The sequence below is a fragment of the Chryseobacterium tructae genome (genome assembly GCF_030409875.1).
Classification (GTDB): Bacteria; Bacteroidota; Bacteroidia; order Flavobacteriales; family Weeksellaceae; genus Chryseobacterium; species Chryseobacterium tructae.
Map to the genome: position 1 here is coordinate 605,937 of NZ_JAUFQR010000003.1, position 14,713 is coordinate 620,649.

Sequence of the window (14,713 nt, forward strand, 5' to 3'; positions counted from 1 at the left end):
AAAGTCTGAAAAGTAAAAGAATAAGATCCATGGTTATGTTTTTTAGGGTTTAGAGTATAAAATGCTCCGGTTTAGCTTACCAGCCAATCTTTGAAATCTTTGACACGATCCCGGCTAACGGTAATTTCTTCCTGAGGCTGAAATTCAAGTTCTACTTTGTAATAAGGTGAAGTATGAATATTCTTAATGTAGTCAGAATTGATAATAAACTGTCTGTTGGCTCGGAAAAACTTTTTATCATCCAAGATGTCTTCCAGTTCATCTAACGTAAAATCTGAGGGGTAAGAGCGATCATCGGTCTGAAGATATACAATCTTATTTTCACTGAAAAAGCAACTGATTTCCTGAGTCTGAACAATTTTCAGATTGTATCCTATTTTCACCAACACTCTTGAAAGAATAGATTTTTCTTTTCTGATCAATTGTTTGATATCCTGAGAGCCGATATCATTATTGGAAGGAATAAAGGACTTAAATTTTTCAACGGCTCCTGAAAGATCTTCTTCAAGAATTGGTTTTAACAGGTAATCGATACTATTTAATTTAAAAGCTTTTAGGGTGTATTGATCAAATGCAGTCGTATAAATGATAAAGCCTTTTGTAGGAACTTTTTCAAAGATATCGAATGACAATCCGTCTCCAAGAACAATATCTGAAAAGATCAGCTGCGGATGCTCATTTTCAGAAAACCAGGCAACTCCCTCTTCTACTGATTCTATTTTGGCAATGACTTCAATATCAGGAAAGTTACTTAACATTCTCTCTAGTTTTCTTGAAGCGGGTTTTTCATCTTCGATAATGACTGTTTTGATCATTGAGCTAATCGTTTTAGTTTTAAAATTTGAGAAATAAAATTAGACAAAAAATAATCAGGTTTAAAAGTCAATTGTTTTTTTATTTTTTCCTGCTTCTTTTTCGATGATTCCTTTTTCCCATTCATCATTAAAAATAAATAATGAGGTAGCTTTCATCACCAGAATCAATGCCCAGATTCCTAAAAGTAAATGTCCGCCGAAGATCTGATAACGCAGTTCGTCATTAAACCAGTCATCTCCAATAATAATTACAGATATAATTCCAAACCACATCAGGTTTTTATAGAATTTTTTCAACTGCTGAACTCTGTCGTATGCTCTGTTATAATCCATGATATATTGTTTTTTTGAGTTATTATAATGTTTTAATCTTTCCTTTCTCCTCAGCCATCAGTTCTTTGATCTTTTTCTCTTCCCAGGTTTTTCCAATTCCAAAAACATTTACGGCATGAAATGCGATACCGATCCCCCAGCCCAGCATTGGCCATAAGAACCATAAATATTCGGGAGAAGTCATAAGGTTGAGAAAAGCTAAAAAGGAGATGACAATACAGTAAGAAGAAATATTCCCGTAGAACTCTTTCAATTCTTTTACTCTTTTTGATGCTCTTTCGTAAGCAGTTGTTTCTTTATTAAAAGTTTCCATTTTTTAATTTTTTAAAGGTTGATTTGTTTTTCTTGATTCAAATGTATGGCGGAAAAGAGCCTCAAATCAATTTTATATGACCGAACGGTAGATTATGCTTCCCGAATGGTAAAAAATGAAGGAGTAATAAATTTTATGAAATTAAATGGGGTATAAAAAACTGAAATTTCCTTGATACTACACGGTAGAAAATGCCAACATGCAAGGAATTCGAAGATTCTCAACAAAATAAATTTTAGCAATATGATCTATGTCCCTATGTGGTTAATTTTTTTTATACCACATAGGGACATAGGCTTATAGGCTGAATACAAATAATTTATCTGTATCTATTATTGAATAATGTAAAAGAATGCTTGTGAATTAAGAATGTCAGTAGATAAACGGAATCAGTTTTTTTGTTGTTCTTCTGTACTCGATGTACTCCTCACCAAATTGTTCTACAAGAGCCTGTTCTTCTATTTTAATTCTGTAGGCAAAGGCTAAAAATGGAGGCACGAAGGCAAAGATCAGTGACAGCCAGTTATTGAGATATAATCCAAGTCCTAATGAGGTAAGCAGGGAAAATGCATACGATGGATGTCTCAAATATTTATAGAACCCCTCTTTTTTGATTTTATGATCTTCTTTGATGGTCACATCTACCGTAAAATATTTCCCTAAAGATCTGATAATGATGAAACGGAAGATAATCCCGATAAGAATAAGAGCTTCCCCACAATACATGATCCAGTTTCCATGGGCTATGGGCAGTGTTGATAGATTGGAAACCGCTACTGCCGCAGCAATGGAAAAAGGAATGGCCAGCCACAGAATATTGAGGGTAGATTTATCTTTTCCTTTTTTATCTTCTTTACCGGATTTCAGCATGTTCTTATACAGAAACTCACTGAGAAACCAAGCAATCATAGAGACTATATAAAGAATGTGTAAAGCTTTCATTTTGATTACTATTTAAAAGGTTTTCAATTCAAAATTCAAGGAAAAATAGGGAGAGCTTACAAATCTTTCTTCTCTTTTTTCATCAGTTCCTGAATCTTTTTTTCTTCCCAATTGTGCAGATAGCTGCTTTTTGACAAGAAAACAGTTGCAGCATGAGCTAATAGTCCAATGCCCCAGAATGTGAGTGTAAAGAAATTTTTAAATTCAAAATAACTCTCTCCAGGTTTTAGATGAGAATAATTGTAAAAAACAATTATCACATTAATGGCGATATAAACAAATAAATGCGCATAAAAACCTCTCAATTTCTCAACGTATCTTTTTGCTTTCTGATATTGAATATCATTTTCATCAAATGTTTCCATCATTTCTATTTTTTTGATTGTTCATAATTTCGCGAATCTTTTTTTCCTGCCAGGATTCTCCTACACCAAAAACCTGGAAAGCATGTGAAGCCAGTCCAATTCCCCACCCCAATACCGGAAACCAAAACCAGTGAAATGAGCTTTTGGTAAAAAAATTAATAAAGATTAAAAAGGGAATGACAATACAATACGAAATCAGGTTGATATAAAAATCTTTGATCTCTTTCATTCTCTTCTGTGCTTTTTTGTAGGCTTTAAAGTCATCATCTTGTTTTTCACTGACAATATTAGGTTTATTGGCTAACATCGGAAGCTTTACTTTAAAGTAATCCTCAGATTTTTCAATGAACACATTCCTTTTGGTAAGCAGGGAATACCGTTGTACAATATTCGCCAAACCGATTCCTGAGCTTTCTTTGATCTGTTCTCTTACCTGCAGATTGTTCTCAATACAAAGAATATCATTTTCGGCAAAGATTCTAATGACCAATGGTTTTGATGAGGTCGCAAAATTGTGCTTGATACAGTTTTCCAACAGAAGCTGCAAGGACAGAGGTACTACAAATTTTCTATAGTCTTCTTTTTTCACATCAAAAGTAAAATCCACACTGTCTTCGAATCTTGTTTTCAAAAGATCGCAATACGTTTTGGCAAATTCTATCTCATCTTCCACGGTTACCAGTTCTTTATCCTTCTGTTCAAGTACATATCGATAAATCTTTGACATTGAAGCGGTAAACTTTTGTGCCTGTTGTGGATTTTCGTCAATTAGAGAGCTTAAAACATTTAAAGAATTAAAAAGAAAATGCGGATCCAGCTGGTTCTTTAAACTTTCAAACTGGGCATTGGCAGATTTTGCGATAAGTTTTTGTTCTACGACTTCTTTTCTGGAAGTCTTCTTCAGCTCCTGCATAAAATTCTTTGCGTGAAGAAAAGCCGAAACAAGCAATGCTATGTTGATGGTAAACCAGTTGGCAAAGTTATATTTCCCGGAAAAATATTCTTCTGTAGTCGCTGCCTTCTGAATCAATACAAAATTGATATAATTACAAAAATAGACCAATATAATATTGACAATAATAACGGAAATAATACTTATTACTGCTCTTTTGGATGTTTCATCAGACCAGGGAAACCTCTTGTTCAGGAATCCGTTGAGCAGTCCGTTTCCGCCTCCCAGGACAAAAGTATAAAGAAGAGAAATGAGTATGGTCAGCACAAAGTTTTCCAGGTTTTTCTCTTCTGTGAAGGCAAAAAAGAAAAACATAGAGACGATGAATGAAATCCCAAACATTGTTATAATACCCTTACGTTTCATGATTCGTTTTCTTGGTTCAAAAATAGCTTTTATTAAAGGTATCCAAAATTATTTCTTACCGAAGGGTTCGTTTTTATCGCTGAATCGCATCTGTTGGAATAATTGAATACACTGCTCTCTAACAGAATTTTGTTTTAAATCAACATTATTCATTTGAAAAATATTCATATTTAACCGATTTAGAATGCCCAAATACGCTTAGATTTTTATATTAAAAAAGTACCACATGACTATGGTACTTTTCATAATTAAGAATATTAAATAAATTATTTTGTGCCTTCAATTGGCAGACTCATAAAGTATTCTGCTTCAGCCTTTCCCCAGTTTGGATCTAATGCCGTTTTAGGCTTATAGGCATTAAATTTTGAGACAGCATCCTTGAACATTTCCATCCCTTTGCTCTTACTTCCTCCATACTGTTCAGGGGTAAAATAGATATCTTCAGCTTTAATAAGAGTAATTCTTGGGTTTGATGGATCTAATTTTTCAGCTCTGGTGAGTTCTTCGGAAGCCCTTGCTCCATCTGTCATGAAACGTTGCTGCGGATTAACCATCATTCTTAAAGAGTAAGCCATCTTTTTCAGCAGATGAATCTCAGCATTATCTCCTCCAGCAAGGCTTTGTGCAGTTCCCAGATATTTTTCAGCCTGTGCTGCCACTCCATCCAGATCCTGGGTATTCCCATTTCTCATCATTACCCTTCCTTTTTGAATTTGCGAAAATGCAGCATAATATGGAGGAAGCCATTGTGAGCTTTCTTTGCTGCCTATTCTCTGGAAATCATTAGACAATGCCTGAAAATCTTCAGGGGTTTTACAGGTTTCTATTTTTGCAATTTTTTCAGCCATTATTTTTTCATAATCTGTCTGTGCAAAAGCAGTTAAACTCATTAGAACTAAAGCAAAGCTTAAAAGGTATTTTTTCATGATATCAAATTTTAAAAGTTGGTTGATTGTTTATTCGAAGTTATGTTTTTATAAATTATTATTGATGGCATCTTCTGTTTTATCGACTCCAAAACTGAAAAAGGCACCTACAAAGACAAACGTATTTACCGGAGGAACTACAGCAGAGTTTCTTGATCCGTCTGTTGAAAAATTGTATCCATATACATTTTTAGATCCAAGAACATTTGAAATACTTAGCACAAACACGGTAAATGATTTTGCATCTTTTTTTCCGATGCTGGGAACATAATTAAAGCTAATATTCAAAGCATTGTAATCTTTAAGTCTGCCTTCATTTCTGGTATAATTAACAGATTCTCCGTTTTTAATTTCTGTGGCAATATCATAATATGGGCGACCTTTAGCATAAGTATAGGATAAATTTACCCCTAGTTTCCATTCCGGAATGAATCTTTTCACCACTGCCGACAGGGTATGTTCTGCAGCAAAACCTGGTTTTAAGCTTACCGGATAGTTGATGAAGTCTCTTTTTGAATCCAAAAAAGAATACGTAATCCAGTAATCTATATTTTTAAATGTCTTTTTGTTGTCTCTCCAAAATAATTCCAGGCCTTTTGCATATCCGTACCCATCATTATTGAGAGCTGTCTGGATCTGTTGACTTTGTTGATTCCCCGGCAGAATATTGTAGGTTTTAATAAGCTGGTCATATTTTTTATAAAAAGCTTCAAAACGCAGGCTTCTTCCTTCTGAACTTCTCAAAAGTTGGAAAATATAATGTTGTGATTTCTGAAAACCCAGATCAGCAGGCCCGTTGATGTATTTACTTTCCGGATTCTGATAAAAAATTCCATACGCTACATTAGTAGTCCATTTATCGGAAAGTCTGTATGCCAGTGCAAAACGCGGTGCTATATTACTTTTACCCAAGTAAGATGAGGTTTCTGCTCTCACTCCGATCTTTGCAGACAGAGCATTACTAAACCCCAGATCCGTTTCTATAAATGCTGAAGAAATCAAGTCTTTATAATGTTTCTGAACACTTTCAAATTCAGATTTTCATTGGTATTATTCAGTTCAAAACCTCCTCTTAAAGCACTGATTTTGTTAATCTTTCTTTCAAGGACTGTTTTGAAGTTCACATAATTTCCATCTGTCAATAATTGGGTATGATTATCTTCTACCTCTTTGGTTTCTGTAGAAAAATTAAGATCCGATTGATTATAAGAGTAAGATCCACCTACATTCAGCAAGTATTTTCCAAATTTTTGTCTGAAAGAGAGGTTATGATACATCGTTTTACCTTTTAATCTCACCAGTCCAAATTCATATCCCGGCTCCAGACTTTCTGTTTTTACTCCCATTTTATTGGTATTAAACATTCCATAATATTTAAAAAACCCTCCTGATTTTGTTTTGAATCTAAAATTAGCATCACCGTTCAATCCCTGTGGAGCATCAATAAAGTCTGTATTAAAATTGAAAACCTTCTGCATCAGACTTAGTAAAGAATACCCTGCTGAAGCACCGTATGAATAGTTTTTTTGTTCACCCAGCTTTTGAAACCCGCCACTCAAAAAAATGGGAGAAACACCAAAGTTGTAAGAGCTCTGATCCGGAAGGTCAACGCTTTCCAACATCAATGCTCCTGAAAGAGCCTGCCCATATAACGCTGAATATCCACCACTTGAAAAAATATTCCCTTTAAAAAGTGAAGTATTGAACTGATCTCTTCCTGCAATCCCCGGAATAGAGTTTGAAAAGTAATTATTGATAAGGCTTCCATCCATAAAAATCTTAGATTCGGAAGCGGTACCTCCTCTGATGAAAAGTCCTTCAGACTCCCCTACTTTTTGTACCCCGGGAAGATAGGTTAAAGCTGATGTTATCTGTCCGTCTGCTCCTGCTGTGGTATAAATATCGAGAGGAGTAAGTAATGCCGTTGCTCTTTTTCTATCACTCGCTTCTATAGAACCTGCAGAAACCACTACAGCATCAATTTCACTAATTTGCTCTTTAAGGTCTGCATTAATTGCAACATCCTGATTTTCAATAGTAATTACTTTTTCAATTTCTTCATATTTGGGATGGGTAAAAGTTATTTTATGACTTCCTTTTTCTGAAGTTTCAAAAGAAAAATTACCCTGTGCATCTGTAGTTGCTCCATCATAAGTATCTTTTAAGGTGACATTTACTTCACTTATACCTTTGTTTTTAAAGGTTACTTTTCCTGAAATCTTTATCTGAGAATAACCCAGACTAAAGGCTATCAGAGCTAACAGAAGAAGTATTTTATGTCCTTGTATTTTCATGGTTATTAATTTCTGGATCAAAAGTACTACGGTAAATGCCTTTCTGTAAAAAAAATATTACTGAAAGGCAGTCTTTGGTTACTGAATGGTAAAAAAGGCTGGAAGCTGGAAGAAAGGAGGCTGGAAGTTACTGTTAGTAGTAATGACGAATATCTATTGTCTTTATTCCTTTCTGTTTAAAGCATCCAGTATTAATTACTGAATCGGGATGCAGAAATCCACGATCATTTTCCCTTCTGGGTGTTCTTTAAAGTTGGTATGATAGATCTCAAACGGGAAAGTTCTTCTTGTGGAATAGTTATGTTCATTCATCCACAAAAACAAGGATACCCAGCATTGCTCAAAATCGTTAAGGGTAACTTCTCCACTTCCTACAATAAATTTTCCAGACTCTATGGTTTCTGAAAAAACCTCTCCTGAAGATTCTTTCAGTTTTTCATCCAATAGCATACACGCATGAATTCTTACTTTATCCGGCGGGGTTACTTTAAAACTGTCATGATACACGGAGATCATTTTTACATCTTCCCGGGGAAACAGTTGTTTGGTCTTCGCCCAATCTATCAGAACATTGTAAGAAGGTTCTACATTCGCAATCCCAAGGCTCATTACTGCTGCCAGATTCATTTCCGGCATTTCTTTTACTTCAATTTTTAAATTCATTGTTGTCCAGTTTAATAGGTTTTCAATAGTGCAAATGTATTGGCTGAAAACCGTATCAATTTGTCCATTCTTGCTTTGTGTTTGTAAAATCTTGTGAAATGCTTCGGGGGCTGTTTTACGGAATTCGGAAGGTGGAAGTCCGTAGTATTTTTTAAAGGTTTTGCTGAAAACAGAGTGATTGGAAAAGCCAAGATCAAAGTAAATTTCCTTGATCTCTATCTCTTTTTTTACCGCCAGAAGAAAGGCACTTTTTTCTATTTTTCTCCTGATAATATAGTTCTGAAGGGTTTCTCCTGTAATCAGCTTGAATATTCTGTGAAAATGAAACGGCGAATAGGCACTGATCTCTGCCATTTTTTCCAGGGAGAGATCAGCGTCAAGGTTCGCATCGATATATTGTATGGTTTTTACAATCCGTTTTTTATATGCTTCCAAAATAAAAGATGTAGGAGAACAAAGGTATTGATCCTGAGTTCACTTCAGTTGTCTTTTATTGCTAAATAGTGATGCTTTTTTTTAAACGCAAAGGTTTGTTTTCATTGCGTTTTATTTTTAGGAGACTAAGGATGGAATCAACTGCGTTGATTTGATGAAGCGGATGAATTATCAAAACCTAACAGGTCTTTGAGACCTGTTAGGTTTGTAAACTTACTCTATTTTTTTAGACGCAAAGCTTTATTTTCATTGCGTTTTATTTTTAGGAGGCTAAGGATGCAATCAACTGCGTTCATTTGATGAAGCAGATGAATTATCAAAACCTAACAGGTCTTTGAGACCTGTTAGGTTTGTAAACTTACTCTATTTTTTTAGACGCAAAGCTTTATTTTTATTGCGCTTTATTTTTACGAGGCTAAGATGAATTCAACTGCGTTGATTTGATGAAGCGGATAAATTATCAAAACCTAACAGGTCTTTGAGACCTGTTAGGTTTGTAAACTTACTCTATTTTTTTAGACGCAAAGCTTTATTTTTATTGCGCTTTATTTTTAGGAGGCTAAGATGCAATCAACTGCGTTGATTTGATGAAGCGGATGGATAGCCAAAGCTTCTTTTTACAATATAAGAGACTGATTATCTTACATTTGTATAATTATTTACCTATTTCAATTCTTTATCTTTTCTCATCGCGAAGTATATACAACAGCTGCCAATTACTGCTAAAACAGCGCCTAAAATAAAAGGGGCACCGCTGTAAGAAACGGATGAGCGAGGAGAAGTAAAATAAGCAAATACCCAAGTCATCAGCAAAGGACCAAAAATAGAGGTTAAACTGAGAATACTGGTAAGCCCGCCCTGTAATAATCCTTGTTGATTATCCGGGACTTTTGAGGAAATCATCGCCTGAAGTATAGGAGAAGCCATTCCTCCGAGAGCATACATCGCAATGACAACAAACATCATCCAGCCTTTATTAGCAATTCCGAAGAACAGCATGCTCAGGCAAAAGAATGTCAGGAAAATAACTACTGATTTCTTCTGTCCCAGTTTATTGATAAAGAGCCCAATCAATCCTCCTTGAAAGATAATCATTAGTAATCCCAGAAATCCCATTGAATAGCCTATCATATTTTCTTTCCAGTTGAATTTATCTATTACATATACACTCCAGGAACTTTGTACGGAATGTCCTGCCAAAGCAATCAAAATAAAAGCGACGATAAATGCAGGAGCTAATATTTTTTTATTCAAGCTTTTTATAACCCCAATCGGATTGGCTGTTTTCCAGGAAAACGGACGACGATTGCTTGCTGATAATGATTCGGGCAGTACAAAAAATCCATAAATAAGATTAAGCAGGCTTAATCCGGCAGCGGCATAAAAAGGAATTCTTTCTCCATATTGGCCGAGGATACCACCAATGAGAGGACCAATAATCATTCCTACTCCAGCAACGGCACTCATAATTCCAAAATACTGACCTCTTTTCTCTGGTGTACTGATATCCGAAATATACGCTGCAGCTGTTGTCATACTGGATCCCATAATTCCGTTGATAATTCTTCCCACAAACAGCCAGGTAATATCCGGAGCCAGTGCAAGAATGAGATAATCTATTCCTAGTCCCAATAGAGAGCATAACAGAACGGGTCTGCGTCCATATCGATCACTTAAGCCTCCTAAAACAGGGGCAAACAGAAACTGCATTAAAGCATATACGGATATAAACCACCCGATATATTGGGCAGTGACGCTTATATTATCCGTATTAGAGAGTTTGGTTATCAAAGTTGGTAATACGGGTCCAATGACTCCTATTCCAATGATATCGATCAGAACTGTAATATAGATAAAGGTCAGCGCGTGTTCTTTTTTTCCAGGCATAGAGTTGGCTTTATGGGTGAATTGATATTTTATCCTTTAGCTGTAGCATTCATTAGGTTTTTGATCACCTGTGACAGATAGTTAAAGTTCTGATTGATAAAAAAATGGTTTCCGTTCACAATCTGACATTCACAATCTGCTTCAGTATAGTTAGCCCAGTTTCTTATATTCAATGCGTATTTTTCGCTTTTCCCCATAACCGCATAAATGGGTGTCTGTATTTTTATATTGGGAATCTGATTGCTTTTATTTTCGAGAAGACTGAAATCTCCTCTCAATACAGGTTCAAAAAAATCTAACAACTCTTCATATTGCATCACCTCATCGGAAATTCCGCCCAGTTTCCTTACTTCAGCAAAAAATTCCGTTTTGGGAAGATGTGCAATAGGATTTGTTTCTTTTACTCCTGGCCCAGGATATCCTGTCGCAACAAAATGTACGGGTACATCGCCTTCTTTTTCCATAGCGTCACAAATTTCAAATCCTAATATAGCTCCCATGCTATGTCCATAGATCAGATAAGGAACTTCTTTCTGTCTGACTTTTTTTATCTGTTCCAACACATCTGCAACAGCTTCCTGTTTGTTTTTAAAGGATGTTCTGACATTCGGTTTCCTCTTCCCGGAAGTTCCGGAGTTTCTACCTGAAAATGGGATTGTAATCCTTCTATTAAGGGACGGAAGGAATTTCTATCTCCGCCTGCGTAGTGCAATAAAAATATCTGAGGTTTTGATGATGTTTTGTTCATAAACTTTTATTTTCTTTTTTTAATATAAAAACATGGGAGACCGGGATCTCCCAAACTTTTTATTTTCCAACTGTTTCATTAATGATATTAATAATCTCTTCTTCTTTTTCCAACATAAATTGGTGTGCTGCTTCAATAGGATATACCGATATCAGTTTCTGATTTTCTATCACTGAATCTATGTTATTATAGGCACAATCCATCATATAATTGTTAAATGATTCGTCAAATCCTTCTCCGGCCAGCATTGCTTTTAACAAAATCACTTTTGTAAAGCTGAGGGTCTCCGAAATAGGTTCTCTGGTAATGGTAAACTCTGCCGACATAAAGCTTTTGGTAGCCATAAAATGGCTATGGTCTACAGGAACTTCCAGTTTGCTGCTCAATTCTTCATCAGACGGGAATGAAAGGAAGCTGGCTAATTTTTGATCTGAAGCATAGAAAATGGTATCCAACAGATAGACTTTAATCTTTTTACAACCTCGTTTTTCCAGTTGAGAAGCAATTTCCAGCGCGATGGTTCCCCCCAGAGACCAACCCAGTAAAATATATTCTTCCTGCTGAGTCTCTTCCTGTATCTGAATGATGTGATCCAGATAATATCCTGCTAGTTTATGCAGATTATCAATTTTTTCTTCATGATACAGGTTATAAGAATCCACCCCGTAGCAATCGTAACTTGTTTTCAGCTGTTCTGCCAGCGACTGATATACCTCGCTTCCTCCATTTCCTGGATGGATGAAGAATATGTTCGGATTGTTATTGACTGCATTCAGGATAGATATGGTTCTGTATTCTTTTCCATATTTTTCAATAAGAGCAGCTAGCTTGCTGATGGTTCTTTCTTTGAAAACATCTACAATCTTCACTTTCACATCCAATATCAACTGTATTCTGCTAATCAGCTTTATTACCATGATACTGTTTCCTCCTAATCTGAAGAAATCATCGTGAATGCTTATAAATTCAGGATCAATACCTAATACTTCGGCATAGATTGCTGCCACTTGTCTTTGAAGCTCATTTTCCGGAGCCGCATATTCTGATAATCCTGTAAATTCAGGTTCAGGCAGCTGTTTTCTGTCTAGCTTCCCGTTAATCGTTAATGGTAAAGCTGTTAAATGAACAAAAACATTAGGAACCATATACTCAGGAAGTGATTTCATCAGGAATTCTGATAATTGGTTTGGATCAATGACCGGATCAGAAACATAATATCCTACTAGGTATTTCATATTTCCTTTGTCTTCTTTCACCAGAACGGCTGCCTGGCGAATGCCCGGATATTGAAGCAGGGTATTTTCAATTTCACCCAACTCTATTCTATGACCACGAATCTTTACCTGGAAGTCATTTCTTCCCATATATTCCAGATCTCCATTAGCCAGTCTTCGTACTAAATCTCCTGTTCTGTATAGACGTCCATTTTCTCCTCTCCTTTTCTGATCAGTTGTCTGGAATGGATTTTCCATAAAACGTTCTTCAGTAAGTTCCGGTCTGTTCAGATACCCTCTGGCAATACCGGCTCCGCCAATATACAACTCTCCTACCGCACCTGTTGGAACGACACGATATTGAGCATCAAGAACATATAAGGTTGTATTGGCGATCGCTTTACCAATATTCAATGGATTTTTATCTTCTTTGTAATCATGAAGCGTTACACATACCGTTCCTTCTGTTGGGCCATATTCATTGATAAGCGTAATATTTCCAATGTTTTTATTCAAGGCTGGGAAGCTTTCTCCTCCTGCATGGATCAGTTGTAAGCTTGTTCCGTTATCTACAATATCCCTCAGCAGGACTGGTGGAATAAAGGAAACTTCTATGGTATTGGCTTTAATATACTCATTAAGCTCATTCACTGAAGTTCTAAGCTCGTTACTGTACAACCAAAGGGTATTTCCGTTGCATAAAGACGGGAATGTTTCATATACAAAGGCATCAAATACATAATTGGAATAGACTCCTACATTTTTGTATTTTTCAAGTTGATGAACCTCTGTCATCGCATCGATCAGATTGATAACTCCCTTATGTTCAATCATAACTCCTTTTGGAAGTCCTGTCGTTCCGCTGGTGTAGATCACATAGGCTAAATTGTCTGAAGCAACCTGAGTAATAGGATTATGAGTCTCTTCTTTTGCCAATTCATTGATCAATGTTTTATCATTCAAAGAAATCAGAGTTACTTCCAAAGGAATTGCGCTGAATTTCTCTCTTACTTCTTCATGGATAAGGATCACCTCAGCTCCCGTATCTTTTAAAATGTGGTTGATTCTGTCTGCAGGATATGACGGATCCATCGGCACATAGGCTGCTCCGGCTTTTAATACAGCAAGAATGGCTACCAGCATATCTTCTGAACGCTCAAGGCATAATGGGACAAGATCATCAGGCTGAAGCTGGTATTCTTTGATAAGGTAATGGGACAATTGATTGGCTCTTTCGTTCAATTCTTTATAGGATAGTTTCACATCCTGATATACCAATGCTCTATCATCAGGTGTTTTGGTAACCTGAGATTCAAACTGCTGATGAATTGTATTTTTATCCTGATATGCTTTTCGGTTATCATTCCAAATTTCGGTGATCTGTCTGTTTTCTGTTTCCGAAAGAAGAGACATCTCTCCTATTTTAAGATCATCAGCATCGGATTTTATAACTTGTACAATCTGACTTAACAGATATTGATAAGTGTCTGCTATACGGTTTATCGTCTCTTTTTTAAATAAAGAAGTGGCATAGTTGAAAGACATCTGAAGGTCTTCAGGGCTCTCATTAATCATTGTCGTCAGATCAAATTTCGCCGCCTGATAATCTACATCACCATCAAAAGGCTGGAAAATAGCTTCTTCTTCCTGGGCTACAGTATCACCACCATTGCTGGTCTGAAGGCCAAACATCACCTGGAAGACCGGATGTCTTGAAGTATCCTGTTCTACTCCCAGTTCTTCCACCAGTTTCTCAAATGGTAGATCCTGATGAGCCTGAGCATCCGTTACAGATTTTGAAACCTGCAGAATGAAATCCCTGATATTTTGTTGAGGATCAATTTTTTCTCTCAATGCTAATGTATTCACAAAGAATCCAATAAGGTCTTCAAGGCCTGCATAATGACGGTTAGCAATTGGGCTTCCTACCACAATATCATTCTGTCCTGAATAGGCAGAAAGAGTCAAATAATAACCGCTCAACATGACATTGTACAAGCTTACTCCAAGATTTTTAGAAACTTCTTTTAATCCAAATGCTATTTCTTCAGGGATATTAAATCTAACTGTATCTCCATCATAAGAAATCTCAGCCGGTCTATTGAAATCTTCCGGAAGATCTAAACTCTGATAGTCATCCAATTTTGTTTTCCAATAGTTGATCTGGTTATCAAGACGTTCTCCTGCAAGATAGTTTCGCTGCCATAATGCAAAATCCTTGTATTGGATCTTTAATTCAGGAAGCTCTGGCTGCTGCCCTCCTGCAATCGCATGGTAGGCTTCGGCCACTTCTTTCAGGAATATATCGGTAGACCAGCCATCAAATGCGATGTGATGGATCACTACTGATAAATAGCTTATATTATCTAATGTGAAAATATTGATTGCAACAGGAATTTCTTCCTCCAAGCGGAATACTTTATGAGCACTTCTGTTGACCAACTCCTCCAACTCTTCTCT

At 36.2% G+C, this 14,713-nt stretch carries 14 protein-coding genes; all 14 read right to left on the minus strand.

From position 1 onward, the window contains the following. Positions 1–71 precede the first annotated feature (71 nt). Complete coding sequence (locus QWZ06_RS26570) at positions 72–815, minus strand: LytR/AlgR family response regulator transcription factor (protein ID WP_290302156.1); 744 nt, start codon at positions 813–815, stop codon at positions 72–74. 60 nt (positions 816–875) lie between these two features. Then, positions 876–1,148, minus strand: a complete 273-nt coding sequence (locus QWZ06_RS26575; protein ID WP_290302157.1) for a 2TM domain-containing protein — start codon at positions 1,146–1,148, stop codon at positions 876–878. Between the two features lie 22 nt (positions 1,149–1,170). Beyond that, complete coding sequence (locus tag QWZ06_RS26580; RefSeq protein ID WP_290302158.1) at positions 1,171–1,461, minus strand: 2TM domain-containing protein; 291 nt, start codon at positions 1,459–1,461, stop codon at positions 1,171–1,173. Positions 1,462–1,833: 372 nt separating this feature from the next. Next, a complete protein-coding gene (locus QWZ06_RS26585) occupies positions 1,834–2,403 on the minus strand; it encodes a methyltransferase family protein (RefSeq protein ID WP_290302159.1) in 570 nt (189 codons plus the stop codon). 56 nt (positions 2,404–2,459) lie between these two features. Further along, positions 2,460–2,771 carry a 2TM domain-containing protein gene (locus tag QWZ06_RS26590; RefSeq protein ID WP_290302160.1) on the minus strand — a complete coding sequence of 104 codons (312 nt, stop codon included), beginning with the start codon at positions 2,769–2,771 and terminating at the stop codon, positions 2,460–2,462. After that, the gene (locus QWZ06_RS26595; RefSeq protein WP_290302161.1) at positions 2,755–4,086 is read right to left on the minus strand and encodes a 2TM domain-containing protein; all 1,332 of its coding nucleotides are present in this window, start codon (positions 4,084–4,086) and stop codon (positions 2,755–2,757) included. Before QWZ06_RS26595 ends, QWZ06_RS26590 begins: the two co-directional genes overlap by 17 nt. A gap of 266 nt (positions 4,087–4,352) precedes the next feature. Then, positions 4,353–5,012, minus strand: a complete 660-nt coding sequence (locus tag QWZ06_RS26600) for a hypothetical protein (RefSeq protein WP_290302162.1) — start codon at positions 5,010–5,012, stop codon at positions 4,353–4,355. Between the two features lie 48 nt (positions 5,013–5,060). Beyond that, positions 5,061–6,014, minus strand: a complete 954-nt coding sequence (locus QWZ06_RS26605; protein WP_290302163.1) for a TonB-dependent receptor — start codon at positions 6,012–6,014, stop codon at positions 5,061–5,063. Beyond that, on the minus strand, positions 6,011–7,306 hold the full coding sequence (locus QWZ06_RS26610) for a TonB-dependent receptor (protein ID WP_290302164.1): 1,296 nt from the start codon (positions 7,304–7,306) through the stop codon (positions 6,011–6,013). Before QWZ06_RS26610 ends, QWZ06_RS26605 begins: the two co-directional genes overlap by 4 nt. Positions 7,307–7,501: 195 nt before the next feature. After that, positions 7,502–8,404: an AraC family transcriptional regulator gene (locus tag QWZ06_RS26615; protein ID WP_290302165.1), complete on the minus strand. Its 903-nt coding sequence runs from the start codon at positions 8,402–8,404 to the stop codon at positions 7,502–7,504. 663 nt (positions 8,405–9,067) lie between these two features. Beyond that, positions 9,068–10,291, minus strand: a complete 1,224-nt coding sequence (locus QWZ06_RS26620) for a TCR/Tet family MFS transporter (protein WP_290302166.1) — start codon at positions 10,289–10,291, stop codon at positions 9,068–9,070. Positions 10,292–10,320: 29 nt separating this feature from the next. Beyond that, on the minus strand, positions 10,321–10,854 hold the full coding sequence (locus QWZ06_RS26625) for a thioesterase II family protein (protein ID WP_290302167.1): 534 nt from the start codon (positions 10,852–10,854) through the stop codon (positions 10,321–10,323). Further along, positions 10,839–11,039, minus strand: coding sequence for a hypothetical protein (locus QWZ06_RS26630; protein ID WP_290302168.1), 201 nt, complete (start codon positions 11,037–11,039; stop codon positions 10,839–10,841). Before QWZ06_RS26630 ends, QWZ06_RS26625 begins: the two co-directional genes overlap by 16 nt. A 59-nt stretch (positions 11,040–11,098) precedes the next feature. Beyond that, positions 11,099–14,704 (minus strand): non-ribosomal peptide synthetase, encoded by a 3,606-nt coding sequence (locus QWZ06_RS26635; RefSeq protein WP_290302169.1) that lies wholly within the window; start codon positions 14,702–14,704, stop codon positions 11,099–11,101. Positions 14,705–14,713: the final 9 nt, after the last annotated feature.

What these genes read in the sequence shown, in the direction of transcription:
- QWZ06_RS26570 (WP_290302156.1), bottom strand. Translation starts at nt 815, where the DNA reads ATGATCAAAACAGTCATTATCGAAGATGAAAAACCCGCTTCAAGAAAA.
- QWZ06_RS26575 (WP_290302157.1), bottom strand. Translation starts at nt 1,148, where the DNA reads ATGGATTATAACAGAGCATACGACAGAGTTCAGCAGTTGAAAAAATTC.
- QWZ06_RS26580 (WP_290302158.1), bottom strand. Translation starts at nt 1,461, where the DNA reads ATGGAAACTTTTAATAAAGAAACAACTGCTTACGAAAGAGCATCAAAA.
- QWZ06_RS26585 (WP_290302159.1), bottom strand. Translation starts at nt 2,403, where the DNA reads ATGAAAGCTTTACACATTCTTTATATAGTCTCTATGATTGCTTGGTTT.
- QWZ06_RS26590 (WP_290302160.1), bottom strand. Translation starts at nt 2,771, where the DNA reads ATGATGGAAACATTTGATGAAAATGATATTCAATATCAGAAAGCAAAA.
- QWZ06_RS26595 (WP_290302161.1), bottom strand. Translation starts at nt 4,086, where the DNA reads ATGAAACGTAAGGGTATTATAACAATGTTTGGGATTTCATTCATCGTC.
- QWZ06_RS26600 (WP_290302162.1), bottom strand. Translation starts at nt 5,012, where the DNA reads ATGAAAAAATACCTTTTAAGCTTTGCTTTAGTTCTAATGAGTTTAACT.
- QWZ06_RS26610 (WP_290302164.1), bottom strand. Translation starts at nt 7,306, where the DNA reads ATGAAAATACAAGGACATAAAATACTTCTTCTGTTAGCTCTGATAGCC.
- QWZ06_RS26620 (WP_290302166.1), bottom strand. Translation starts at nt 10,291, where the DNA reads ATGCCTGGAAAAAAAGAACACGCGCTGACCTTTATCTATATTACAGTT.
- QWZ06_RS26630 (WP_290302168.1), bottom strand. Translation starts at nt 11,039, where the DNA reads ATGAACAAAACATCATCAAAACCTCAGATATTTTTATTGCACTACGCA.